This is a genomic window from Falsochrobactrum ovis (genome assembly GCF_003259955.1).
GTDB lineage: Bacteria > Pseudomonadota > Alphaproteobacteria > Rhizobiales > Rhizobiaceae > Brucella > Brucella ovis_A.
Genome location: NZ_QLMK01000002.1, coordinates 1 through 24889, shown reverse-complemented (window position 1 = coordinate 24889; position 24889 = coordinate 1). Strand labels below are relative to the sequence as shown.

Genomic DNA, 24889 nt, shown 5'->3' with positions numbered 1-24889 from the left:
AATGGTTGCACCTTCCTTGTTGGGGCTGATATTAGAAAAGCCCCAATCTGAAAGCATTTGAAAATGATCTCTGCGCGCCTCGCCGCTTTTCTTGAGCAAAAAAATATTTATTACGGATGGATTGTTGCCGCCATAACATTCCTCACAATGTTGGCCACGGCCGCCGCAATGGGATCTGCCGGAATTTTAATCGACCCTCTTCAGGCTGAATTCGGCTGGACTAACGCAGAAATTTCCTTCGCCATGGCGCTGCGGCTTGTCCTTTTTGGCCTGATGGGCCCATTCGCAGCCGCTTTCATGAACCAATTTGGGCTGCGCAACGTGATCACCGCGGCTTTGATGATGATTTCACTTGGCCTGATCGGCTCAATGTTCATGACCGAGCAATGGCATATGCTCGTGCTTTGGGGCATCGTGATAGGTTTGGGAACAGGCATGACCGCGCTTGTGCTCGGCGCAACGGTGGCGGCACGTTGGTTTGAAAAGCGCCGCGGACTGGTTGTAGGAATGATGACCGCAAGCACCGCGACCGGTCAGCTCATATTCATGCCTATTCTGGCAAGCGTTAGCCAAAACATCGGATGGCGTCCTGCTCTTGCGATTGTGGTGGCCTTTTTGCTTGCATCGCTCTTGCTGGTGACTTTGTTCATCCGCGACAACCCGGCAGATTTGGGCCTGAAGCCTTATGGCCGAACCGCACCGATAAGCGTACCGGAACCCAAAAAATCATTTGCTGCGATGCTGGCTTCGCCTCTGGTTACTTTGGCCCAAGCTTCAAAAACCAAAACATTTTGGGTGCTTTTTGTAACTTTCTTTGTTTGTGGCTTTTCAACCAATGGTCTTATTCAAACCCATTGGATTGCACTTTGTGGGGATTTTGGAATTATTCCGACCGGCGCGGCTGGCATTCTGGCGGTTATCGGTGCATTTGACCTTATCGGCACTATCGGGTCGGGCTGGCTTACCGATCGTTTTGACAATCGCTGGCTGCTGTTTTGGTTCTATGCACTACGCGGTCTGTCTCTGATCTATCTGACATTCACTGACTTCTCAGTCTATGAACTTGCTCTTTTCGCAGCCTTTTATGGCCTTGATTGGGTTGCGACCGTTCCGCCCACAGTGAAACTTGCAGCCGAACGTTTTGGACCGGAAAAAGCGGGAATAGTGTTTGGTTGGATTTTTACAGGTCACCAAGTTGGCGCAGCCGCCGCTGCAGCTTTCGCTGGCTATGTTCGCACCGATTATGACAGCTATATGCCCGCACTCATTCTAGCCGGGGCAATGTGTGTCGCGGCTGCCACACTTGTTTTCCTGCTAAAGCGTCCCGCCGATATTCGCCCTGCTTTGCAGCCATCATAAGCGAACATCGCCCCAATCAGCGCGACGCGCCCAGCGGAAAACCTCTCCGTCCCGTTTGGTGAGCAGGCTTTCTTTGACCGAACCATCCTGCTGACAAAGCTTCAAGCTGACTTTACCTCCGCCAATGCGCGGGGGCGCGATTACACGGGCAGTAGCTGAACCGATATTATCGCGCGCCGCTGCCAGATAGATAAATTTTTCATCTTCCCACGGAACTTCCGCGCTTTTGGTCAAACGATGAATTTTACTTCGCGCCACACGGCGTGAAAAATGACACCAATCGGGTGCTAAAATCGGACAATTTGCGTGATGTGTGCAAGGGGCTGCAATTTTTGCGCCGCGCTCAATCAAAATTTTCCGCGCAGCAAGAATTCGCTCCCACCCCGCTGGGGTGCCCGGCTCGACAATTAGTAGTAAATGCTGCGTAGATGCCCAGAGCTGTTCAATAAGAGCCGACCTCTCCACCTGCTCGAGCTCATCCAAGACATAGGTTATTGTCACCAAGTCCGCTTTATTAAACTCTAGTTTTTCCTTAACCAGATTGCCTGCGCGCCAATCCGTTTCCACGCCAATATTAACGGCCAGACGTTGCCCTAAAGCTCGAATTGCAGGACTTGCTTCAACCAATGTTGCAGATGCGAGACCTGACCAACAATCTTTTGCAGCCCATAGAGCTGTCCCCGGTCCTGAACCGACATCAAGCATGGATTTGGGCGAAAAATCCGCGCAAATTTCTGCAACACTTTCAAAGCTAGCGCGCACTGCCGCAAAGGTTGCTGGCAAGCGCGCTGCCAGATAGGCCTGCGCTGCAAGCTGATCGGAAATATGCATTTTACCGTCACGGACTTCCGCACGGTAACGCCGCGATAGCATTTCAGAAGCGCGTTTAAGGTCAGCAAGCGGTACGCCCTCAAGCGATTGATCTACCGCCTGACGTAAAAGCGAAGGCAATTCCATGAAAGATCAACGCTCCAGAACCTGCTTTATATCCACTAGGTTCGATCTCACACGAAGAATATAAAAACCCATAGTGGTTAAATGAGAAGGCGTTATCCATGCATCGGGATTGCCATTGGAAACAATAAATGGACGCATATTAAGAGCAGAGCGCAACTGCGCTTCCATTTCATCCCAAACACCATCTAGGTGTTTTTCTGCCAAGACACCTCGGAAGTCTGAATGTGCAGCACGCAGCAACCCATAATAGGCATAAAGCTGACCATAGGCGAACCAGAAGCGGTCATCGGCTCGGGTATCGAACCATCCAGCATGGTGATTTTCCGCTCTATCTTTGAGGATTGCTGATGTTGATCCCAAATCACTGGCAATACGATCAACAAATTGAATCAAATTATCTGCACGGGCATCAAAAGTAGCCTGACAGTTTTCCAACCGCGCGTTGAAGGCACGCAAATCTTTGGCTGCCGACCGATAGTAACTAGGCGTCGGCGTTTTGGGGCCAAAAGGATTAAGCCCGAAATACCAAGCATCTTCGGCGAATTGCAGATTGCCACGCGCCTTTTGGAGGTCGCTATCTATCTGAGAAGTGCCGCGCAACCGGCCAATATTGTCGACCAACTCAATCGCGGTCCGACGAACCGCTGAATTAATACCCCGCTGGAACGACGCTTTATTGTCCAGAAACGGCGTACGATCCCAGGAAAGACCAAAAAAACCAAGCTTATACAATAACATGGATGAAATCCATGCATTTTGGTTTACATTGAAATCCGTCAATTCTGCAGCAAAATCTGCCAAGGCCGAAGGCGAACATTTCCGCCCTGCACTTATTGTCTTTGCCGCCTGCACGGGTTCAGATTGCACTGACCTCGCGGTTTCACTGGATGGCGTCCCCGTCGCCAATGCACCGCCGTTAGCTTCTCCGTTAGGCTTATCTTCAGCATTGAGAGCTGGGCTGACAGGCTCGTCCAATGATGGTGATGCGCTAATCTCTAGAGCCTCACCGGGGGTCGTGGCTGTTTTGTAACTATACTTATCGGGATAGTCCGGATTGAAATTGGTCCAAACCTGAGTCTGCCAAATAAAATATCCGTACAACCCGCCAAAGCCTATAACGGCCAAGACAATTGCAATCTTCCACAGATTTCCTAACCGTAAAAAAACACGCCATAGCGCACTCAAAGGCACCGCTATTAATCGGGCGAGAGCGACGATCAATCGTCCAAGGAAGGAAACGACGCTTTGCACTGCATTCCACACGATTACCAATCCTTCCAACTACCCGCCAATTGCCATCATATTTTACGATAGACACATAGAATGGAGGAATGATTTCGACAACCAAGAATGACATAGAAATAAAATTATCGTAGGTTTTTACAGCACATGGGTTGAAAGACGACCTTCAATCCGTAACATGGCCAGTTCGGGCTGACATCAGCCTCACTTTCACCACACGATATGTAGCAAACAGTCGCTCAAAAAGAGACTTGTTCCATCTGCGTCGTATTTAGAAAAGTTCTTGCCGCTAAGATACACGAATGATGATATTTTTGATGTTTGCTAGAAGCGGGAACCGGGAACAACAACTACAACCGTAAAATCGGCCCGGTAAATGGAGAGTTAAATGGAGCTCGAATTGATGCCACCACTCAAAGGCGCACTAGGCACCGTTGCCTTGACTGCTGCAATCCTCACAGCCTTCCCGACACCCAGTTTGGCCGCAGAACCTGAAAGCTGTTCCACGGTTAGATTTTCCGATGTGGGTTGGACAGACATTACATCCACCACAGCGGTTGCAACCGAAATTCTTAAAGGACTGGGATATAAGACCGATATCAAAGTTCTTTCTGTTCCGGTGACCTATGCATCGTTGAGCAAAAAAGACATTGATGTGTTTCTCGGTTATTGGAATCCTTCCATGACCGCTGATTTGCAGCCATATCTCGACGATAAAACTGTAGAAACATTGCGCACGAATTTAACCGGTGCAAAATATACGCTTGCCGTCCCCCAATATACCTATGATGCCGGGTTGAAGGATTTCAAAGATATTGCCAGTTTCAAAGACCAACTGGGTGGCAAAATCTATGGTATCGAACCCGGTAATGACGGTAACCGCTTGATCCTTGATATGATTAATCAAGATGCCTTCGGCCTTAAATCTTTTGACCTGGCTGAATCGTCAGAGCAAGGCATGCTCGCCCAGGTCGGCAGAAATGTCAGAAATAAAGAACCCATCGTATTTCTGGCTTGGGAACCCCACCCGATGAATAAGCGCTTCGACATTGCATATCTGAGCGGGGGCGACGAATTTTTTGGACCCGACTTAGGCGGCGCTACTGTTGAAACAAACGTTCGCGCTGGCTACGCTCAAGAATGCCCAAATGTCGGCAAGTTTCTCATGAACCTCGAGTTCCAACTTGAGATGGAAAATGAAATCATGGGAAAAATCCTTGACGATGGTGAGATGCCTGCCAAGGCTGCATCCGAATGGCTAAAAGCCAATCCTACAGTGCTTGATCAATGGCTTGATGGAGTTACGACGGTCGACGGTAAAGAGGGACTACCCGCCGTCAGGGAAGCGCTTGGTCTCTAGCCCATTGAGATGGGCGTTACCTTAGCGCCCATCTTGGAATAACTTATATTCAATTCACCGCGGGGACCTGATCGTTGAACTGGTTGACGGATTATAAAATTCCGGTGGGACCTACAGCCAAAACGGTGGTTGATTGGTTGACCAATAATATGGGCGGTTTTTTCGATACGCTTGCATCAATTATGCAGAGCATGATTGATGCCCTGCTCTACGTTCTCCAATTGCCGCCTCCGCTGTTGCTGATAAGTTTATTTGCAATTATCGCCTGGTTGATCCAACAGCGCCTCTCAGTGGTAATCCTTACAATTATTGGTTTTCTCTTTATCCTTAATCAGGGCTATTGGGATCGAACACTTGAGACATTAACCCTCGTCTTGTCCGCCTGTGTGCTGTGTATGGCGATTGGGGTGCCGCTGGGAATCGCTGCAGCCCACCGGCCTGCGCTTTATGCTGCAATGCGCCCCGTTCTCGACTTAATGCAGACGCTACCCACCTTTGTTTATCTTATTCCGGCAATAGTCTTTTTCGGTATTGGCATGGTACCAGGGCTCTTGGCTACCGCCGTGTTTGTGCTTCCAGCACCGGTACGCCTCACCCATTTGGGGATTTCTTCCACACCCTCTTCTTTGAAAGAAGCTGCGGAAGCCTTCGGCGCATCCCGATGGCAACTTTTATGGAAAATCGAGCTGCCCTGTGCGATGCCGCAAATTTTGGCGGGACTGACACAAACGATCATGCTGTCCTTATCGATGGTGGTCATTGCGGCTCTGGTCGGTGCCGATGGGCTCGGCGTTCCGGTCGTCCGCGCGCTCAATTCTGTCAACACAGCACTTGGTTTCGAGGCTGGTCTCGTCATCGTGGTGGTAGCGATCATTTTGGATCGAATATTCCGTGCCGGACGTGAGAAATAGGGATCAGTTACGATGACTATGATAGCTATTGAAGACGTCAGCATAATTTTCGGCGACAATGCCCATACAGCTCTAAAACTGGCAGACCGGGGGGCTTCACGCTCACAAATCCAAGCCGATTGCGGCCATGTTCTTGGTGTTCATGATTGTACCCTCCACATTCAGGAAGGTGAGATACTGGTTTTAATGGGACTGTCAGGGTCCGGAAAATCTACCTTGTTGCGAGCGATCAACTCTCTCAATCCGATTTCTCGGGGTCGGGTCCTCATTCGTGACGGCGAACGCTCGATAGATGTCGGCAGCGCGAACCGAAAAACGCTGCGTTATCTACGCACAGAACTCGTATCGATGGTATTCCAGCAATTCAGCCTTTTACCTTGGCGCACCGTAGAAGAGAATGTCGCATTCGGTCTTGAACTATCGGGGATCAAAAAAGAGGAACGACTTTCTCATGCCCGCCAACAGCTCGAATTGGTTGGCCTTCAAGACTGGGCCAAACACAAGGTAAGTGAACTTTCAGGCGGAATGCAACAACGCGTCGGCCTCGCCCGTGCTTTTGCGACGGGAGCGCCCATACTATTGATGGACGAGCCTTTTTCAGCGCTCGACCCGTTGATCCGTACCCGGCTTCAAGATGAACTGTTAGCTCTGCAAAACCGCTTAAGAAAAACTATTGTCTTTGTCAGCCATGACCTCGATGAAGCCATGAAAATCGGAAATCGCATCGCGATTTTGGAAGGCGGGCATATAGTGCAATGCGGCACACCGCAACAAATCCTACTACAGCCAGCAAATGACTATGTGGCGGATTTCGTTGCTCATATGAACCCTCTTGGTGTTCTACGCGCTGGCGATATTATGATCCCGTTTGATCGCAATGCCCAACCACGCCCATTTGCAGCCACCGCACAACCGGAAACGATGGTAAGGGATTTGCTGGACGCTATCGCCAATACCGGCGGAGATGTTGGCATTGTGCAAAACGGTGCGATCATCGGAAAAATTGCTGCCGATGATATTGTCCGGGCTCTGGCCTGGCACCAACGCCGCGCCCTTCAATAAATAAATAGGCAATGCTGATTGTGAAAAACCCCGCCTAAAGACGGGGTTTTGAATGTTCAAGCGTGAACTACAGCTGTTTGGGCCTTAATTCTCGTCCGCGCTTCTACGCGGGCGCGAATGGCATCAACATCAGCACGCGGTGTGGCAGAAAACAGCTTCTTGGTGTAGTCGTGCTGAGGGTTGTTGAAGACTTCATCCCGTGATCCATATTCGACGACCTCGCCGAAATACATGACCATCACATCATCGGCGATATAACGAACCACCGAAAGATCGTGACTGATAAACACATAGGTCAGATCAAATTCTTCCTGCAGATCCGAAAGCAGATTGAGCACCTGTGCCTGCACAGATAGGTCAAGCGCCGATACAGGCTCATCCAGCACCAATAGCTTAGGATTGAGCATCAAAGAACGCGCAATAGCGATACGTTGGCGCTGTCCACCTGAGAACATATGTGGATATCGGTTGAAATGTTCGCGCCCAAGCCCAACTTTGAGCAGCATTTCCATCGCTTTTTCGCGTCGCTCCGCCGCCGACATTTTTGTATTCAACAGCAAAGGTTCGGCCAGCACATCGCCAATTTTCTGACGTGGATTGAGCGATCCATACGGGTTTTGAAAGACGATCTGAACCCGTTGGCGCATTTCCGCGGTAAGTCCATCGCGTGCAATATTCACATCCTTGCCGTCAATCAGCAACTCGCCGCTGGTCTGCGGATCGATCATAGTCAATATACGCGCCAAAGTAGACTTGCCACAGCCGGACTCACCGACAATCGCGAGCGTTTTACCCTTCGCTACTTTGAAGCTTACACCCTTGACGGCATGAACCACTTTCGGCTTGCCAAACAGTCCTCCGCCGACATGATAGTCGCGCTTGATATTGCGCGCTTCGAGGACAATCTCGCTCATCGCGCATCTCCCGCATTATTTTTAAATATAAAGTCTGAAATGGTTGGAAGGCGATCGCCGGTAGCATTTTCCGGCAGAGCCGAAAGCAGCGCCCGCGTATAGGCGTGTTTCGGAGCGGAGAATAGCGATAACACATCGGCATCCTCCATTTTGCGACCCTTATACTGTACAATCACCCGGTCTGCTGTTTCTGCCACAACACCCATATCATGGGTAATCATAATCAGTCCCATGCCATGCTCGACTTGCAGTTCCATCAACAGGTCAAGGATCTGCTTTTGAATGGTTACATCAAGGGCGGTCGTCGGCTCATCTGCAATGAGAAGCTTCGGATTACACGCAATTGCAATGGCAATCATCACACGCTGGCACTGGCCACCGGACATCTGATGCGGGAAGCTCTTCAGTCGCTCGGTCGCATCCCGAATACCGACCAGCTCCAGCAATTCCACCGCTCTCGCCCGTTTAGCAGCCCCTTTCAGGCCCATATGCCGTTGAAGCACTTCCTCCAGCTGATATCCAATCGTAAAACATGGATTAAGGCTGGCAATAGGCTCTTGGAAGATCATCGAAATATCACGCCCGATGATTTTGCGGCGGTCTTTTTCGGACATTGTCAGCAAATCCTGCCCGTCGAACTTCATGATATCCGCAGTGACGGTTGCTAACTTAGGCAACAGGCCCATAGCTGCGAGCATCCCCACAGATTTGCCCGAGCCAGACTCGCCGACAATGGCGAGCACCTCTCCCTTATTTACAGTAATGTCGATACCGTCCACGGCCTTAAATTCGCCAGTAGAAGTGTCAAACGAAACCGTCAGGTTCTTAATCTCAAGCAGCGCCATCAATCAGCTCCTTTTCAGCTTGGGATCAAGCGCGTCACGCAATCCATCGCCAACGAGATTGATAGCAAGAACGGTGATGAGAATCGCAAGGCCCGGGAAAGTTACAACCCACCAAGCGCGTGTGATGAACTCACGTGCTTCGGCAAGCATTGTCCCCCATTCTGGGGTCGGCGGCTGCGCGCCCATATTTAAGAAACCAAGTGCGGCAACTTCGAGGATCGCATTGGAAAATGACATGGTCGCTTGGACAACCAAAGGTGCCAGGCAGTTAGGAAGTACGGTTTTGAACATCAAACGCAGACGGCCCGCACCCGAAAGTTTTGCTGCCGTAACATATTCACGTTCTTTTTCCGCCATAACCGCAGCGCGTGTTAAGCGAGAAAAGTGAGGAAGCAGAACCAAAGTGATCGCGATAACCGCATTTTCTAGGCCAGGACCAAGGATCGCCACCAAAACAAGCGCCAAAAGCAGCGACGGGAAGGACAGCATCACATCCATGATGCGCATGAAAACCGCGTCCACTACGCCACCAAGGTATCCCGAAAACACCCCTATCGTAATGCCCAGACACATAGAGATGACGACGATGACAAAGCCGACCAGCAGCGAATATTGTGCACCGTAAATCAAGCGCGATAGAATATCGCGACCAACTGCATCCGTACCCAGCAAGAACATAGATGAACCACCCTCCTGCCACGCTGGCGGCCGGAGGAAATATTCACGAAACTGTTCAGTGGGACTATGTGGGGCAATCCATGGTGCCAAAATCGCCATCAGCACGATTGCGATAAAAACCCAAAGTCCAATTACGGCACCACGATTGACACTGAAATAGAACCAGAAATCGCGTAATTGCGCCAGACGTCCAACACCCGCAACCGGCTTGTCAGCTGGAGGCATATCCACCGGGTTGGTCACATTTGAAATATCACTCATTTTGCTTCACCTGTGCCGAATACGCGGATTGATCAGACCATAAAGTAGGTCCACAATGAGATTAACCGCCATGACCAGCCCCGCGATAAGCAGAAGCCCGCCTTGCACAACCGGATAATCCCGACGCGAGATCGAATCGAGCATCCATTTTCCTATACCAGGCCAGGAAAAGATCGTTTCGGTTAGAATAGCCCCGGCCATCAACACTCCGACCTGCAAACCTATGGTCGTGATAACAGGAATGAGTGCGTTACGCAGTGCATGCAGTCCAACCACGCGCCGCGTCGGTAAACCTTTCGCTCTCGCCGTGCGGACATAATCTTCGCCAAGAACTTCTAACATAGCCGAGCGCGTCTGCCGTGCAATCACCGCAAGCGGGATAGTTGCAAGCACAATGGTTGGCAAAATCAAATGGGACACGGCCGATAAAAACGCGCCCTTTTGGCCGGATAATAAACTGTCTATCAGCATAAATCCTGTGACAGACGGAAAATAATAAAGCAACGAAATACGTCCGGAAACCGGCGTCCACTGCAGATAATTCGAGAAGAAAATAATGAGCAGCAGACCCCACCAAAAGATCGGCATCGAATAGCCGACAAGCGCTATTCCCATTAACGATTGATCAAACCAGGAGCCCCTTTTTACCGCCGCGATGACACCGGCCGGGATTCCGATCAAAACTGCCAAAATTATTGCACATATTGCCAATTCGAGCGTTGCGGGAAACAGCGCAAAAAACTCCGTTAGAACCGGCTTCTTCGTGACGATGGAATAACCAAAATCGCCATGAAGGAGGTTCCAAACATAATCCAAATATTGCTGCCATAAGGGGCGATCAAACCCGAACTGCGCCATAAGCTCAGCGTGTCTTTCAGGGCTAACGCCGCGCTCGCCAGCCATCAACAGCACCGGATCGCCGGGCAAAACCCTAACAAAACCGAACGCTACGATGGTAATTCCTATAAAAGTTGGCACAAGATAGGCCAGTTTATTGAATATAAAACGTAACATTGAACAAACTCCGACCGGGAGCGAGGTCTCCGCCTCGCTCCCGGTCGCCTGTGTTAAACAAAACTATTCTGCAATATCGGTGCTATCAAAGCGATGAAGACCGACCGGATCCATTTTATATCCAGTAACCTTCTTCGACATTGGCATATAAACAGTCGAGTGGTCTAGCGTTGCCCATGGCGCCTGTTCTTTAAAGATCACCTGAGCTTCTTCATAAAGCTTAACGCGTTCCGCTTGATCTGTCGTAATTTTCGCCTTTTGAATCAACTCTTCAAATGGCTCATAGCACCATTGGGCGCGGTTGTTATTGCCAACTCCGGCGCAGCCAAGCAGCACGCCTAAGAAGTTGTCTGGATCACCATTGTCCCCTGTCCAACCCAGAATGACAGCGCCATCGCGATCCTTGTCCGATGATTTTTTGAGGTATTCACCCCATTCCATCGACACGATTTCAACATCCACCCCGACTTTGGCAAAATCGGACTGAAGCAATTCAGCCACGCGACGCGCATTTGGCATATATGGGCGGCTCACAGGCATAGCCCAGATCTTCATTTTAAGATCTTTTACGCCAGCAGCTTCGAGCGCCTGCTTTGCTGCTTCGGGATCATATTTATCGTCTTCGATTTTGTCGTTATAACCCCACATCGTCGGTGGAATCGGATTTTTTGCAGTTTCACCGGAACCCTGGAATACCGCGTCAACAATAGCCTGTTTGTTGATGGCCTGATTAAGCGCCCTGCGGACCTCCGGCTTATCAAACGGCTCAAGCAAAGTATTGTATGCCAGATACGCAACGTTCAGCCCAGCCTGCTCGTCAACCTTAAGGTTTGGATCAGCTTTCAGACCTTCAATATCTGCCGGTGCCGGATAAGACATAATGTGGCACTCGCCCGCCTTGAGCTTTTGTGCACGCACCGCTGGATCGGTGGTAATGGCAAAGACCAAATCTTCAATCGGGCGTTTACCGTCCCAATAATCCGGATTCGCCTTAAAGCGAATAACCGCATCCTTCTGATAGGCAACGAAACTGAACGGACCAGTACCAAGTGGGACCTGATTAAGGTCTGCCATCCGGTTTTCTGCTTCGAGCTGATCAGCATATTCCTTGGAAATAATCGATGCGAAGTCCATCGCTAAGTCGGCAAGAAACGGTGCTTCTGGGCGACTGAGAACGAATTTCACTGTGTGATCATCAATACGCTGTATTTCCTTGATCAGCGTCGGAAACTCCATACTGTCAAAATATTGGTATGAAACACCCGGGCTATATTCGTACCAAGGATTGTCTTTGTTGGACTGCCGCTCAAAAGAAAAGATCACGTCATCGGCATTAAATTCGCGCGTGGGCGTGAAGAAATCCGTAGTCTGGAATTTGACGCCTTTTCTGAGGTTGAACGTATATTCGAGCCCGTCCGGCGAAACCTCCCAGCTTTCAGCCAAGCTTGGCTCAATAGTGGTTTCACCATGCTTGAATTCCACCAAACGGTTGTAAACCGTACGTGAGGAGGCGTCGAATGTGTCGCCGCCAGTATATGCTGCCGCGTCAAAACCTTCAGGCGAAGCCGGTGAACAATATACCAGGGTCTTCGCCGACGCCGCTCCGCTCATGAGAACGGCAAGAGCAGTTGCCGCTAACAGTTTCTTGTATTTTTTCATTTATACCCGCCTCCAGGAAAAATCGTGTCGTGTACGACCGATGCACACAACCGGCCTTTATGGAAGCCCTTGACTGGCCACAATGCAAGCGTATTCTTTAGAATTCCGTCGTATTTTCAACCCATTATTTGCACTATTTATAGAAAATTTTTCCCCCGCCAAGGGAATTTTTAGAAAATTGCGCTATGGGTCACTATTTTATAATATTTAGCTGGTCACATTCTGCTTGCAAAGAGGTAATTTTATTTCTCTTTTATACTCCCATAATCTTGAACCCATAAACCTGTACGCACATCTCGTACAGCTCATAAATCATCACTTGCGCTTAATTGAACAAAAAGTGCGCTCATCTCTTGGCATATGGCTTTGTATATATTGCTAAACTTGTCGACCGCTTTTCTCGCAACGAGATCCATATCAAAATAGGTCTTATGCGAACCGTCTCTCTAAACGGCACGTAAGTTAGACATCACAACATTGTTTTTTCCTTTTAAACACCGAATCAGGTAATCTGAACAGCGGTTTGGAAAAAGCCTTTAGCCTCACACAGGCATTGGATTGGCGGAATAAACGCTTCTGAGAATTGCTGTTTAAGCTAAAGGTGCTTGACCGACTCGACGAAATCCATACAGAGACGTATGTCGATTATGCGTTACGCCTAAAGGAAAGGAGGGATGCTTAGAAATTGGTTGGTATTATTCCGGCTAGTTTCTTTAGTAGGCGGAGATCAAACACTCAGCTCATTCTCCGTCACGCTGCGATTCTATCGAGAGGGCTTAGAAAGCACTTAAGATAATGCTTCAGGGCAAACCTGAAACAAAATGCTTTGATTTTTGAGACAAAACCAAAAGTTTTTTGTCCGGTAAGTATAAGCAACCACTTCTCTACGACTAAATATAGGATAGACTTCTTAACGCCGTTTCAAGAACGGGCAATCTTTTTAACCATGCAGTCGTACGGGGGTAAGGCGGCAATGACCAAAGAACATATTTTTTTTGATTTAATTGAAAATGTAGATGAGGCAGCAAATTTTCTGTCTGCTCTCGCAAATAATAAAAGGCTTTTGATATTATGCAAATTACTTCATAATGAGATGTCCGTCGGCGCTCTGGCAAAATCGATAGATCTGAGCCAATCAGCACTGTCACAACATCTTGCAAAATTAAGGGCGCTTGATCTCGTCTCCACGAGGCGTGATGCTCAGACCATTTATTATATGGTTTCTTCACCGCATATTGAGCTTATGCTCACGACTCTTTCGAGTCTTTATATGACTCCACGCCGACGCGAAATAACGGCTTTAGCCAATTAATCGTGTTAAGTGGACAGTTGTGCGATGAGGCATATGCGAACTGATTCGTACGGCTCTTTCACTCAAATAACAGACGCGGACGATCCGCGTCTGCTACCATACCGAAATATCCGAGAAAGAGATCTCGTCGGCAGAGAACAACGTTTTATTGCCGAAGGGAAAGTTGTTCTGAACGTTTTATTTTCCTCGACAGCACGTTTTGAGGCCGAATCCCTGCTGGTGTTGAATAGCCGGCTCCACGGACTACAACGATCGCTGAACCTTCCGGAAAATATCGAAATCTTCTGCGTTCCTCAGCATATTATGGATGAGGTAGCAGGTTTCCATGTACATCGCGGAATTTTGGCTGTGGGAAAGCGCAAACCTCAGCCGACGCTACCGGACTTGCTAGCCCAGCTTCCAAAAGAAGCGCTTATTGTCGCTTTATGCGGTATATCCAACCACGATAATGTTGGATCAATTTTCCGCAACGCAGCCGCTTTTGAAGCCGCGACCCGCTTTACCGAAAAGCCATTCGGGTTTCAGTTGGGGCAGCACTTAAAGTCCCGTATTTTCGCGGAATGGCGATAGAAACGATTATAGAACAATTGCAAGCGGCGGGTTTCGATATTCTTGCCCTCAGCCCGAGTTCTCCGCTCAGTATTTACGATATAAAGCGTCAATCGCGACAATGTCTGCTGCTGGGAACCGAGGGCGAAGGGCTACCGCAGCATTTGCTAAAAAAACTCACCACAACCAGAATTCCGATGTCGCAAGAATTTGACAGCCTGAATGTCGCCACTGCATCCGGAATCGCTCTAAGTCTATTTAGCCGATTCCGGTAGCAATATAGATTAAGCTGCTGAAGCGTTACCCGACACGGTCGTAATCAGCCGCTGCAGCATTTCTTCCGCCTGCTCTGCCCGTTCTGACCGGCTAATAAACCCGCCTCCGAATACGCGCGCGACATTGCTGTCATCCGAATATAGCACACAGGCTTGACCTGGGGCGATACCGCTTTCACCGTCAACCAATTCCACCCATGTGGAGCCTTGGGAATGATAGAGAACCGCCGGACGGGGTGGCCGCGTTGATCGCACCTTGGCATAGACTTTGAACCCGCTCTCAGGCAAGTTTTCAAGTCGTTCATCACCGAGCCAGTTAACGTCCCGCAAATACACTTTATGGGTTTCCAGCGCTTCGCGAGGCCCGACAATCACACGTTTCTGATTGGCATCAAGATGAACAACATAAAGCGGCTCGCCTGCAGCAACGCCGATCCCCCGACGTTGACCAACCGTGTAATTGACGATTCCCTCATGGCGTCCCAACACCCGGCCATCAATATGCACAATATCGCCCGGTGTCGCTGCTTCCGGCTTCAATTTAGAAATAATATCCGAATATTTCCCTTGTGGAACAAAGCAAATATCCTGACTATCCTGCTTTTTCGCAACCGTGAGACCTAATTCTTCCGCAATCTCACGCACTTTCGACTTTGGAAGATGGCCAAGTGGAAATCGCAAATAATCAATCTGTTCCTGTGTGGTCGCAAACAGAAAATAGCTTTGATCCCGGTCCGTATCCACCGGACGAAACATAGCCCGATGCGCACCATTTGCACGACTTCTAATATAGTGCCCCGTCGCCAGAGCGTCGGCACCTAATTCGCGTGCAGTCTGCAGCAAATCGGCAAATTTTACCGTTTGATTACACGCCACACACGGAATGGGCGTTTCACCGCTTACGTAAGAATTCGCGAACGGATTAATCACCGCTTCGCGAAAGCGCGCTTCATAATCCAATACATAGTGCGGAATGCCCAAACTTTCTGAAACACGCCGCGCATCTTCAATATCTTGTCCCGCGCAGCAAGAACCGGCACGATGAACGGCTGCACCATGATCATATAGCTGCAAAGTGACGCCTATGACGTCATAACCTTCCTGCTTCAGAAGGCCCGCCACGACCGAGGAATCAACCCCTCCTGACATGGCAACAACAATACGAGTGTCTTCCGGTCGACCCGGCAAATCGAGGCTATTTAAGCTCATTTTGAATCCAGTTCCGGGTTAAAGGCCCGGCCTTTGAGAGTTCATATCGGGGCTATATAGAGCAATCAACGCATGATTGCCAAGATAACGCTTCATCCGAGCGACAATTTTCTGCTCTTTAGCGCTTATTTCGCGCTAATTGTGTCTATAATTTGCCGCTTTCTGCGAGGAATTCGCGTTTTTGGTCTCTTATCGTCAATTTTTTGCAAGTGTTACCAGATAGTTACCGCCTGTTTAGGCAATTCTTAAAGCTGTGCAGGTAGTGTTGGCCTCGATTGGGTCCTTGAGTGTTGTGTAGAGAGTACAATGACCGATCTGGCAAGACCGCGTATAAAGTATGTAATCGGTCCTGATGGCAGCCCGCTGACCATCGCGGACCTCCCCCCCGCCAATACAAGGCGCTGGGTCATCCGCCGAAAGGCAGAAGTTGTCGCCGCTGTTCGCGGTGGGCTTCTTAGCCTAGAGGAGGCATGTCAGCGTTATACATTGACGGTGGAAGAATTCCTTGGATGGCAGTCCTCAATCGACGAGCATGGCCTCGCCGGTTTAAGGACAACAAGAATCCAGCAATATAGGCACTAGCCACCGCTGGCCCATTGGGCAGAAAAGGATATCGAAACTAACCCCGGCTGGTGTACTGGCCGGGGTTTTTGTTTATGTCTCACACTCTATATGGCTGAATGAAAGAACGATGGAGATCTGTCATGACTGATGCCGTAAATATTACCAAGCAGGATAGCCCACAGGGTGGGTCTTACATTGCAACGCTGGATGGAGAACGCGCGGAAATGACCTATACGCGCGTGAATGACGATCTAGTCTCGATAGACCACACCTTTGTCCCAGAAGCATCGCGTGGGCGTGGCATAGCACAGGCTTTGGCAGCCTATGCGGTCCAGGATATACGTCAATTGAACGGAAAACTTGTGGCCCAATGCAGCTTTATGCAAGCTCAGCTCAAACGGCATCCCGAATGGTCTGACGTTGAAAAATCTCAACAGCTCTGATTACTGCAAATCTTTGATTCGGCTAGCCAGGTTCTTTTTTGATTTCCGCGCCGAACCGATACTTTCTTCATCGGCCTTTAGCAGCTGATGAATCGGGGATTCTACCCCTTCTTTTCGGGCGGTATCGGCGATCACTCTTGCAGCAAGTGCTGAAATTTCTTCACGAAGCGTGGAGTTTTGCTTTGATAAATCATCCGATATTTCCCGCGCATTGGAATTTCCGCGATTTTGGCGCTCTAACATTTCCTGCGCATCGGATAGCTCAATAATTAAACGATCAAGCTTCTTCTGCAGCTCTTCATTGCGCCGCTTCTCGCTTTTGAGTTCGGTTTGGGTCGCCGTCAATTGTGTTGAAACCTCATTATAACGCAGCGAGGCACTTTTCCTCTCGCGTCGCATTTCGCTCAGTTCATTAAAAAGTCGGGTATATTCAGCTTCTTTCGCACTGACCTCGATACGTAACGTATCGCACAATCCCTGCAAAGCATTCAGATGATTCTGAAGCCGTTCAGCTTCCGCCTCGAGAATTCCCGCCTTTTCCAAGGCAATATCCCGATCAGCACTCGCTGCCGTGAGGTCTTTTCTGACGGCAGCAACATCCTTGGCAAGATTTGCCACATCGCCCTCAAGCAAGGGAATGCGCTTTAGCTCATCATACTGCCGACCGAGCTTCACCTGAAGCTCAGCCGTCTTTTTCTTCTCTTCAGTAAGTTTTTGCCCAACTGCACTGATTGCGACAGCATGTTCTGCACGCAAACCATCGCGTTCAGCTTGGATTTCTGCGAGACTGATTGGCAGATCCGCATGAATTTGTTTGCGTGCCAGATAAACGGCCCGCTTCCAAACCATAGGTCCAAGCAAGATCACGACGAAAACCGTCATGAGAACGCCAAGAATGAAAATAAGCGCGTACTGAATCACGTTTCTGTCACAAAGAAAAAGGGCCAGTCATTATCTGACTGGCGATTATTCATAGAGCAGTGTGCACAGCTTACTAGAAACAATTGAACAAAATGCAAAAATTTGCAATCAGAATGGATTCCACGTCGGCGTTGCCGAAAGCTTCAAATATCCGATATTGACGCCCAACCGCGCTCCCACACCGGTCCGTATTGGAACCAACATAATATTTTGGCGCTTGAGAACATTAAATCCGGCACCGGCGATGACATAGGCAGATCCTGCAACACCCGCATAACGTCCAAAGAGATTTTGGACATCATCCAGATTATAAACCAGCATCATCACTCGTGAGCCTTGACCTCCAAAGTCCCAGCCCAGTGACGGCCCTTGCCAGAAAGTTTTGTGATCTCCGGCATTTTTTGTATAAAGCGTGCCCTCTCCGTAAGTGAGACCGCCTATAAAAGCACCCGAACCTTCTTCACCCAAAATATAGCCATTTGGCAGGCCAAAACTTTGGAAGGCTTTTTCTACTGCACTGGCAATACCGCCCGAAGTGGATCCGAAAAATCTATGTCCGGAATCGACAATTTCTTCGACAGTATAAGTATTACCTTGCGCCTGCGCAGAATGCGGCGAAGCGATGAACAAAATCACAAACGATGCAAACATCATCGCTAAAAATAGCGCTGTGTTGCGAAAGCTGTGCTGCGACAGGGATGGTATGGCCATCTATAATTTCCTTTTGCCTACCCGTTCTCTGTCTGGCGCCCTGTTTAATATGCTGCGTTTCTTCTGAACGCGTAATCGAATCGTTTTTATTTTAAACGAGAATATATTGTTTAAACCTTTAAAAGCTAAAATTGGCTAGAGGAAGGCAAGTCAAACAGCTTTCTTGCGACCGAAGAATCTGCCGTGTATCCAGATAGGTGACATTCGGGGCGATTCGCCCGCTGCTCGTTCCCAAGCTCGTTTCGCTGACGGAATTCGCTTTAAATTTCAACGATCAGAGCCTCGGAGATATAGCTTAATGTCCTACCGAAGCTTTGGAACTGTTAACCGAACGCGGCTGTAACCAATTTAATGGTTCACTACATAGCCGAATGTGTTCCCGGAGAAAGCTCTATGCCATTGCCCGTCACCCTTTCCGCTCTTGATCTTGGCGCCCTTCTTTGCAGCAGGATCTGCCATGACATTATTTCGCCCGTCGGCGCCATCAATAATGGGTTAGAATTGCTCGAAGAAGGTGGCGCAGACGAAGATGCGATGATGTTGATCAAATCAAGCGCGATCAACGCTTCCGCCCGACTGCAATTCGCACGCATCGCTTTCGGCGCCGCAGGTTCCGCTGGCGTACAAATCGACACTGGCGATGCGCAGCAAGTAGCCCAGGAATACTTCAAAAACGAAAAGGCAGAACTCAGCTGGGAAGGCCCCCGCGTTCTTTTGCCAAAGAATAAAGTAAAGCTACTTCTTAATCTTATCCTGATCGGAAACGCTGCCATCCCCCGCGGTGGTTCACTCGCGGTTCGCCTCGAAAACGGTGATAGCGAAACACCGCGTTTCGTCATCACAGTAAAGGGTCGTATGTTGCGCGTTCCGCCGAAATTCCTTGAACTTCACTCCGGAGCCACCCCTGAGGATCCGATTGATGCACACTCGGTGCAACCCTATTACACAATGCTATTGGCTGAAGAGACCGGCATGACAATTTCCATTGATACCACCGCCGAAGATATCAGTTTCTCTGCCCAATAAGTTACGCTCAAGGTCTATAAATGTAAAAAGCTCCGCCGAAGCGGAGCTTTTCTATATTGAAGAGCACATAAATTAATTATGCACTCTCGCGCAATTCGCTGCCCTCTGGCTCACGCAAGACATAGCCTCGGCCCCAGACGGTTTCGATAAAGCTCTGATTTCCAGAGGCTGCATCCAACTTTTTGCGCAGCTTGCAGATGAAAACATCGATGATTTTCAGCTCAGGCTCATCCATACCACCATAGAGATGGTTGAGGAACATTTCCTTGGTAAGGGTAGTGCCCTTGCGCAAGCTCAGCAGTTCAAGCATCTGATATTCTTTGCCGGTCAGATGAACGCGCTGTCCAGCAACTTCCACCGTCTTCGCATCAAGATTAACCACCAGATCACCGGTCGTTATGATTGATTGCGCATGCCCCTTAGAACGGCGCACAATCGCATGAATGCGAGCAATCAATTCATCTTTGTGGAAGGGTTTCGTCATATAGTCGTCCGCACCAAAGCCAAGTCCGCGGACCTTATCTTCAATACCAGCCATACCAGACAAGATCAGAATTGGGGTCTTGACTTTAGCCAGTCGCAAAGTGCGCAGAACCTCATATCCCGACATGTCGGGCAGATTTAGATCCAGCAAAATGATATCATAATCGTAAAGCTTGCCGAGATCGATACCCTCTTCGCCAAGATCCGTCGTATATACATTGAAGCTCTCAGATTTGAGCATCAACTCGATGCTTTGTGCGATAGCACTGTCATCTTCAATTAAAAGGACGCGCATATCTTATCCCCTTTCCGCCGCTGACCAGATTCCCTCACGGCAGCACACGGAACTGTCGTTGCCATAGCATGAAGGTGCCTGCAAATGGTTAACAAAATATGATTCTGGTTGGCAAGCATTATTCTAACCTCTTTAGAAAATTCTCGTATCCAACTGAATCAAAGAGACTTTCTTCGTCAGAAAGCTTTCTGTGTTCACATTAAGATTCCTGCCTAAGTGATTCATTCGATTCTAGCTTTCACCTGTTACCCAAAAGCCACAGAGAGTTTACCGAGCCTTAAGTCCTAATACATATGATTAACTTTGCCGGTAAAGGAATGGTTACCAAAGCAGCGAAATCTTAACTTTTTGTTTCGCTTAATGATGCTGTTCTGAATCTGGGGTGCAGGCTTTACCCCTTGAAAATAGGGGTTTTCGGGGGTTTTCGCAGAAATTTACGGAAAAGCCGCACAATGGAGCCTGTTAATAAAGTCGGGGAGCGCCCCACTTGGATGGTGTTCAAGGAGTAATGCGTATGAAGCCACGTGAAAGCCTAGTCAGGCTAAAACTCTTCCAGGTGAAAGAGAAACGTCGTCAACTGGGCCAGCTCGACCTGATGATCGGCGAGTTTGAACGTATGGCGGGTGAACTTGACGCCCAAATCGTCTTCGAGGAAAAGAAGGCAGGCATCGTTGATATCAATCACTTTGCTTACCCAACCTTCGCTAAAGCGGCTCGCCAACGGCGCGATAATTTGCTCGAATCAATTCGTGATTTGGTATCTCAGAAAGAGACCGCAGAAGCGGAACTAAGCGTCGCGGAAACGGAGCTCGCAAAGGCAGAGGCGCTTGAAGGTCGCGATGCTTCCAAGATTCGAGAGGTAGCGGCGCGCACCACGAACCAACGCCGGGCGATGATCGGATAAATAGTCAGGCACCGTTTCACGCGGTGCCTTTTTTCTTGCATGATCGGCTCAGCTTACGGTCTTTATTTGCACTTTCTTATCAAAATAGTCGAACACAGACCGAAAACGCACGCTAAATAGGTAATGAAATCAATATCTCTTTCCCTGAGCCGCGTGCCGAAACTAGCCCAATGGGGTCTGCTGCTCATTGCTTCCGCACTTCTGATATTCATCGCAGAGGCGATAGCACTTCCGGCTTCATTCTTGCTGGGTGCAATGACAGGCGCGATTTTATTGGCAGCGCGCGACAGTACCATTCGTCTTTCGCACGGCCTTTCTCTGATCGCACAAGCCATTATCGGACTTCTGATCGCCCGTGCGATGACCTGATTTTTTCATTAGCATGGGTCAGCATTTAACAGCCATTCTCTTATCAACCGGCTTTGCACTTCTTGCCAGTACGGCGATTGGCTATCTGCTTGCGCGGTTTCAGATTGTGCCTGGAACAACCGCCGTTTGGGGAATTTCCCCCGGTGCGGCTGCAGCTATCACGCTACTGGCCGGAAGTTTCGGAGCCGATGCACGCCTTGTTGCCTTCATGCAATATTTGCGCGTCGTTCTGGTGGCAACCGTCGCTTCGCTTGTGTTGATGTTTACCTCCGACACCGAAACGCCCACCCCTAACGCTATAGAATGGTTTCCCACCATAGAATGGGCAACGCTATTGCCAACCCTCGCCTTGGTTCTTGGCGGTGCCTATTTAGGCAACCGGCTACGAATTCCGTCAGGTGCGATGCTGGTTCCGTTAGTGCTGGGTGCGTTTTTGCAAGATATGGCTATTTTAGTTATCGACCTTCCGCCATGGCTTCTTGCCATTAGCTATATTTTGATCGGCTGGCGCATTGGTTTGGGTTTTTCAAGAGCCATTTTAGCCCATGCAGCCCGCGCGCTACCTGCCGTGTTAGCGGCAACATTGCTGCTGATTGCGTTGTGCGTTCTATTCGGAATGGCGTTGGGGCATGTACTCGAACTAGATCCTTTGACCGCTTATCTTGCTACAAGCCCTGGTGGAGCGGATACAATTGCCATCATTGCCGCTTCGAGCGATGTGGATCTTCCTTTTATTATCGCCTTACAAACCAGCCGCTTTTTCATCGTGCTGCTTGTGGGTCCCACAATTGCTCGCTTTGTCGCCCGCCGCGTAGACAATAGCCGAGTAGATAAGCGCATAAAATAAACCCGGCTTACGCCGGGCTTGTCCAACCATAATTTATTTGCCAAAAAACCCGCGAATGGTCCCAATGATCTTGTCCTGATCATTTTCAGACAAATAAGGATGCATCGGCAGACTTAAAATGCGTGAAGGAAGCGCTTCAGAAACCGGCAATCCACCCGGAGCAACGGGAAAATGCTGATATGCTGTCTGAAGATGCAGAGGCTTAACGTAATATATAACCGATGGAATGCCCGCTTCCTGCAAATGCGCCTTCAAATCATCGCGACGTTCGCTTTCGATAGAATATTGTGCCCATGCAGAACGATTGTCCGATGGCAATTCCGGCACCTTCACGACCTCGCGCAGCCCTTCATTATATCGCTTAGCGATGCGCTCCCGCGCTTCCATTTCATCCTCAAGGATTGCAAGTTTTTCCAGCAGAACCGCTGCCTGAATAGTGTCGAGCCGTGAATTGATACCAATACGAACATTGTCGTACTGGGTTTCGCCCTTCCCGTGAAACAGGACCGAGCGAAGGGTCTCGGCAAGTTCCGCATCATTGGTGAACATCGCCCCACCGTCGCCATAGCACCCAAGCGGCTTGGCCGGGTAGAAACTTGTCGCACCTACGTGACCAAAAGCCCCGCACATGACATTGCCACGTTTGCCACCAATCGACTGCGCGGCATCCTCGATAACGAATAAGCCTTCACGCTCCGCAATAGCGGTGATGCGGTTATAATTGGCAGCGAGCCCGAAGAGATCCACGGGAATGATTGCCTTAGGCTCAAGCCGACCTTCTTTACGCACTGCTGCAATCGCTTCTTCGAGCTGATCAACATTGATATTATAATTATCAGGATCAACATCGATAAACACCGGCTCTGCGCCCACCAGCGCTACGACTTCTGCTGTCGCAGCGAATGTGAAGGAAGGGCAGAAAACCGCGTGCCCAGGACCAATGCCGCGCGCCATCAAAGGCATCTGCAACGCATCAGTGCCGTTTGCGCACGCGATTACATGTTCAACGCCCAAATATTCGCCAAGTTTCTTTTCGAACTCAGCCACTTCCGGACCAAGAATATACCGGCCTTCCGCAACAACCTTGGAAATAGCGGCATTGAGACGGTCTTCGATACGCGCGCGCTGCGCCCCAAGATCAATGAATTGCATGTTGGCTCCAATAAAATTAGCACGCACCAAGACGTACACGAATCTTTGCGCACTTATCTATGCTGTTCCGCACGTTCCTGCCATGGCCTGAGCAATCAAAGTTTTGCGAACTCTGTAATACCGCTTGACAGACTTGCAGGCAATAAACGCTATTTGGCGTGACGAACGGTCCCTTTTGTGAGGATGCGCAAAACGCTAATCGCCTCATGCCCATCGGTACGCGGCGTTTCACGCGTTTCGATACAATGAAGGAAATGTTCAAGCTCGCGCGTTAGCGGCATCCCTTCCTCGACTGCAACATAATCCGGCTCGACGGATTTAAACGCCCAGCCATCGTCTTCTCGCCAAACTTCATGCTTGTAAATTGCAAGTTTGCGCTCCCATGGCTCACCATCGTCAAAGACGGCCATTCCTTTGCTACCCACAACGCTCAGACGCCGTTCACGATAGGCATTCAGACGGGATGCAAAAAGGTGACCACGAATGCCGCTAGGGAATTCCAGATGCAGATGCGCAAAGTCGCTTAAGTGATCCAGAATCGCTGTCCCCTCGCCTCGCACGACTGAAGGTTCTTCCCCGGTGATTGCGAGAATCATCGAAAGATCATGCGGCGCCAGATCCCACAAGGCATCGTTTTCCGAATGAAATTTCCCCAAACCTACTCGGTGCGAATGCACATAGCGAATATCGCCCAATTCGCCACTTTGAACCATATCCAGCAATTTTTCGAACGCCGGATGGAAGCGCAATATATGCCCAACCATGAAAATCCGGTTATGTTCAATTGCGGCCTTTACCTCTGCTTCAGCATCGGCGACCTCAAGCGCAATCGGTTTTTCCACCAGCACATCTTTGCCATGCTTGATGGCTTGAGTGGCGTAATGCGCATGAAATTGCGCGGGCAGCGCCAAGACGATCCCGTCAATATCCGGTTGTTTAAAGAGCTGATCAACGGGGATATTCGGAACCCCAAATTCAACAGCGAATCGCTCCGCATTTTCCGAACGGGCATCCGACACTGCATGCAGCGCGCCAAGCCTGTGGAGGGTACGAATATGGTTGCCGCCCCAATAGCCACAACCTAAAACAGCAATACGAGGTGCCATAAATCCATGCCTTTGCTTTCCGTAAGTTCCTTATCTGGGCAAATCATGGAAAACAAGATGAAACTCATACGAAGAGTGCTTGACAGGATTGGATTCCCCACATATACCGCCGCCATCCTTGCAGTACACTTGCATAGACGCGCTGATGGCAGCACTCTGATATGCAAGACCTGCAACCATGTGTGGCGGAGTAGCTCAGCCGGTTAGAGCAGCGGAATCATAATCCGCGTGTCGGGGGTTCGAGTCCCTCCTCCGCTACCATTTATTTTTCATAGAAAAATCAACATTACCCCCTCTTGGCTCCGGCATCCTCTCTTGGTTTCGGTAATTGTGATCAATATCACGCTTATCTACGAGGAGACGCTATGGAGTGCCCCCGTTTCACCGGACAGATCGGCTAGTTTGATTTAGCCCTGATGAACTGCCGAGGGGAAGCCATCTTGAGCGCGGAATGAGGATGT

Annotated in this window: 22 protein-coding genes, 1 tRNA gene and 2 pseudogenes; 12 read left to right on the top strand and 13 right to left on the bottom strand. The window is 49.5% G+C overall.

The window, feature by feature from the left end:
- The first annotated feature begins 63 nt into the window (after nucleotides 1-63).
- Complete coding sequence (locus C7374_RS03770) at nucleotides 64-1359, top strand: MFS transporter (RefSeq protein WP_111574294.1); 1296 nt, start codon at nucleotides 64-66, stop codon at nucleotides 1357-1359.
- Here the strand turns inward: C7374_RS03770 and C7374_RS03765 are convergent.
- Entirely contained in the window at nucleotides 1354-2316 is a 963-nt protein-coding gene (locus tag C7374_RS03765) for a small ribosomal subunit Rsm22 family protein (protein WP_111574293.1), read from the bottom strand. The two genes, C7374_RS03770 and C7374_RS03765, sit on opposite strands and share 6 nt — an antisense overlap.
- A 6-nt stretch (nucleotides 2317-2322) precedes the next feature.
- Nucleotides 2323-3597 carry a DUF2333 family protein gene (locus C7374_RS03760; protein ID WP_374850083.1) on the bottom strand — a complete coding sequence of 425 codons (1275 nt, stop codon included), beginning with the start codon at nucleotides 3595-3597 and terminating at the stop codon, nucleotides 2323-2325.
- 349 nt (nucleotides 3598-3946) lie between these two features.
- Between C7374_RS03760 and C7374_RS03755 the strand changes: the two genes are divergently transcribed.
- The 3 genes from C7374_RS03755 to choV all read left to right on the top strand — a co-directional run bounded on the left by C7374_RS03755 (nucleotide 3947) and on the right by choV (nucleotide 6891).
- Entirely contained in the window at nucleotides 3947-4918 is a 972-nt protein-coding gene (locus C7374_RS03755) for a choline ABC transporter substrate-binding protein (RefSeq protein WP_111574292.1), read from the top strand.
- Nucleotides 4919-4992: 74 nt separating this feature from the next.
- Nucleotides 4993-5829, top strand: coding sequence for a choline ABC transporter permease subunit (gene choW, locus C7374_RS03750; protein WP_111574291.1), 837 nt, complete (start codon nucleotides 4993-4995; stop codon nucleotides 5827-5829).
- Nucleotides 5830-5841: 12 nt separating this feature from the next.
- Nucleotides 5842-6891 (top strand): choline ABC transporter ATP-binding protein, encoded by a 1050-nt coding sequence (gene choV, locus C7374_RS03745; RefSeq protein WP_111574290.1) that lies wholly within the window; start codon nucleotides 5842-5844, stop codon nucleotides 6889-6891.
- A gap of 56 nt (nucleotides 6892-6947) precedes the next feature.
- Here choV and C7374_RS03740 read toward each other — a convergent pair whose 3' ends face one another.
- From C7374_RS03740 to C7374_RS03720, 5 genes are all read right to left on the bottom strand, one after another.
- Nucleotides 6948-7805, bottom strand: coding sequence for a dipeptide ABC transporter ATP-binding protein (locus C7374_RS03740; RefSeq protein ID WP_111574289.1), 858 nt, complete (start codon nucleotides 7803-7805; stop codon nucleotides 6948-6950).
- Entirely contained in the window at nucleotides 7802-8650 is an 849-nt protein-coding gene (locus C7374_RS03735) for an ABC transporter ATP-binding protein (protein WP_111574288.1), read from the bottom strand. Before C7374_RS03735 ends, C7374_RS03740 begins: the two co-directional genes overlap by 4 nt.
- 3 nt (nucleotides 8651-8653) lie before the next feature.
- Nucleotides 8654-9553, bottom strand: a complete 900-nt coding sequence (locus C7374_RS03730) for an ABC transporter permease subunit (RefSeq protein WP_111574626.1) — start codon at nucleotides 9551-9553, stop codon at nucleotides 8654-8656.
- Between the two features lie 42 nt (nucleotides 9554-9595).
- Entirely contained in the window at nucleotides 9596-10603 is a 1008-nt protein-coding gene (locus tag C7374_RS03725) for an ABC transporter permease subunit (RefSeq protein WP_111574287.1), read from the bottom strand.
- A 63-nt stretch (nucleotides 10604-10666) separates the two neighbouring features.
- On the bottom strand, nucleotides 10667-12262 hold the full coding sequence (locus C7374_RS03720; protein ID WP_111574286.1) for an ABC transporter substrate-binding protein: 1596 nt from the start codon (nucleotides 12260-12262) through the stop codon (nucleotides 10667-10669).
- A 973-nt stretch (nucleotides 12263-13235) separates the two neighbouring features.
- Between C7374_RS03720 and C7374_RS03715 the strand changes: the two genes are divergently transcribed.
- Nucleotides 13236-13574, top strand: coding sequence for an ArsR/SmtB family transcription factor (locus C7374_RS03715; RefSeq protein WP_111574285.1), 339 nt, complete (start codon nucleotides 13236-13238; stop codon nucleotides 13572-13574).
- A 24-nt stretch (nucleotides 13575-13598) separates the two neighbouring features.
- Nucleotides 13599-14398 (top strand): annotated as a pseudogene (locus C7374_RS03710) (TrmH family RNA methyltransferase).
- Nucleotides 14399-14407: 9 nt separating this feature from the next.
- Here the strand turns inward: C7374_RS03710 and mnmA are convergent.
- Nucleotides 14408-15607 carry a tRNA 2-thiouridine(34) synthase MnmA gene (mnmA, locus tag C7374_RS03705; protein WP_111574284.1) on the bottom strand — a complete coding sequence of 400 codons (1200 nt, stop codon included), beginning with the start codon at nucleotides 15605-15607 and terminating at the stop codon, nucleotides 14408-14410.
- Between the two features lie 306 nt (nucleotides 15608-15913).
- On the opposite strand from mnmA, the gene sciP reads away from it, so the two are divergent.
- Nucleotides 15914-16189 carry a CtrA inhibitor SciP gene (sciP, locus tag C7374_RS03700; RefSeq protein WP_109707414.1) on the top strand — a complete coding sequence of 92 codons (276 nt, stop codon included), beginning with the start codon at nucleotides 15914-15916 and terminating at the stop codon, nucleotides 16187-16189.
- Between the two features lie 122 nt (nucleotides 16190-16311).
- Entirely contained in the window at nucleotides 16312-16614 is a 303-nt protein-coding gene (locus C7374_RS03695; RefSeq protein ID WP_111574283.1) for a GNAT family N-acetyltransferase, read from the top strand.
- On the opposite strand, the gene C7374_RS03690 is transcribed toward C7374_RS03695, so the two are convergent.
- Together C7374_RS03690 and C7374_RS03685 are read right to left on the bottom strand one after the other, a co-directional pair.
- On the bottom strand, nucleotides 16615-17511 hold the full coding sequence (locus tag C7374_RS03690; protein WP_210205074.1) for a coiled-coil domain-containing protein: 897 nt from the start codon (nucleotides 17509-17511) through the stop codon (nucleotides 16615-16617).
- 132 nt (nucleotides 17512-17643) lie between these two features.
- Nucleotides 17644-18246, bottom strand: a complete 603-nt coding sequence (locus C7374_RS03685) for a DUF1134 domain-containing protein (RefSeq protein WP_111574281.1) — start codon at nucleotides 18244-18246, stop codon at nucleotides 17644-17646.
- Between the two features lie 393 nt (nucleotides 18247-18639).
- On the opposite strand from C7374_RS03685, the gene chpT reads away from it, so the two are divergent.
- On the top strand, nucleotides 18640-19272 hold the full coding sequence (chpT, locus tag C7374_RS03680; protein WP_111574280.1) for a histidine phosphotransferase ChpT: 633 nt from the start codon (nucleotides 18640-18642) through the stop codon (nucleotides 19270-19272).
- A 76-nt stretch (nucleotides 19273-19348) separates the two neighbouring features.
- Here chpT and ctrA read toward each other — a convergent pair whose 3' ends face one another.
- Nucleotides 19349-20050 carry a response regulator transcription factor CtrA gene (ctrA, locus tag C7374_RS03675; RefSeq protein ID WP_111574279.1) on the bottom strand — a complete coding sequence of 234 codons (702 nt, stop codon included), beginning with the start codon at nucleotides 20048-20050 and terminating at the stop codon, nucleotides 19349-19351.
- Between the two features lie 514 nt (nucleotides 20051-20564).
- Here ctrA and C7374_RS03670 point away from each other — a divergent pair.
- Together C7374_RS03670 and C7374_RS03665 are read left to right on the top strand one after the other, a co-directional pair.
- Nucleotides 20565-20954: a flagellar export protein FliJ gene (locus tag C7374_RS03670; RefSeq protein ID WP_111574278.1), complete on the top strand. Its 390-nt coding sequence runs from the start codon at nucleotides 20565-20567 to the stop codon at nucleotides 20952-20954.
- Between the two features lie 123 nt (nucleotides 20955-21077).
- Nucleotides 21078-22170 (top strand): annotated as a pseudogene (locus tag C7374_RS03665) (AbrB family transcriptional regulator).
- Nucleotides 22171-22203: 33 nt separating this feature from the next.
- Here the strand turns inward: C7374_RS03665 and C7374_RS03660 are convergent.
- Both C7374_RS03660 and C7374_RS03655 read right to left on the bottom strand, forming a co-directional pair.
- The gene (locus tag C7374_RS03660) at nucleotides 22204-23322 is read right to left on the bottom strand and encodes a DegT/DnrJ/EryC1/StrS family aminotransferase (RefSeq protein ID WP_111574625.1); all 1119 of its coding nucleotides are present in this window, start codon (nucleotides 23320-23322) and stop codon (nucleotides 22204-22206) included.
- Between the two features lie 149 nt (nucleotides 23323-23471).
- Nucleotides 23472-24428 (bottom strand): Gfo/Idh/MocA family protein, encoded by a 957-nt coding sequence (locus C7374_RS03655; protein ID WP_111574277.1) that lies wholly within the window; start codon nucleotides 24426-24428, stop codon nucleotides 23472-23474.
- A gap of 184 nt (nucleotides 24429-24612) precedes the next feature.
- On the opposite strand from C7374_RS03655, the gene C7374_RS03650 reads away from it, so the two are divergent.
- Nucleotides 24613-24689 (top strand) — tRNA-Met (locus C7374_RS03650).
- Nucleotides 24690-24889: the final 200 nt, after the last annotated feature.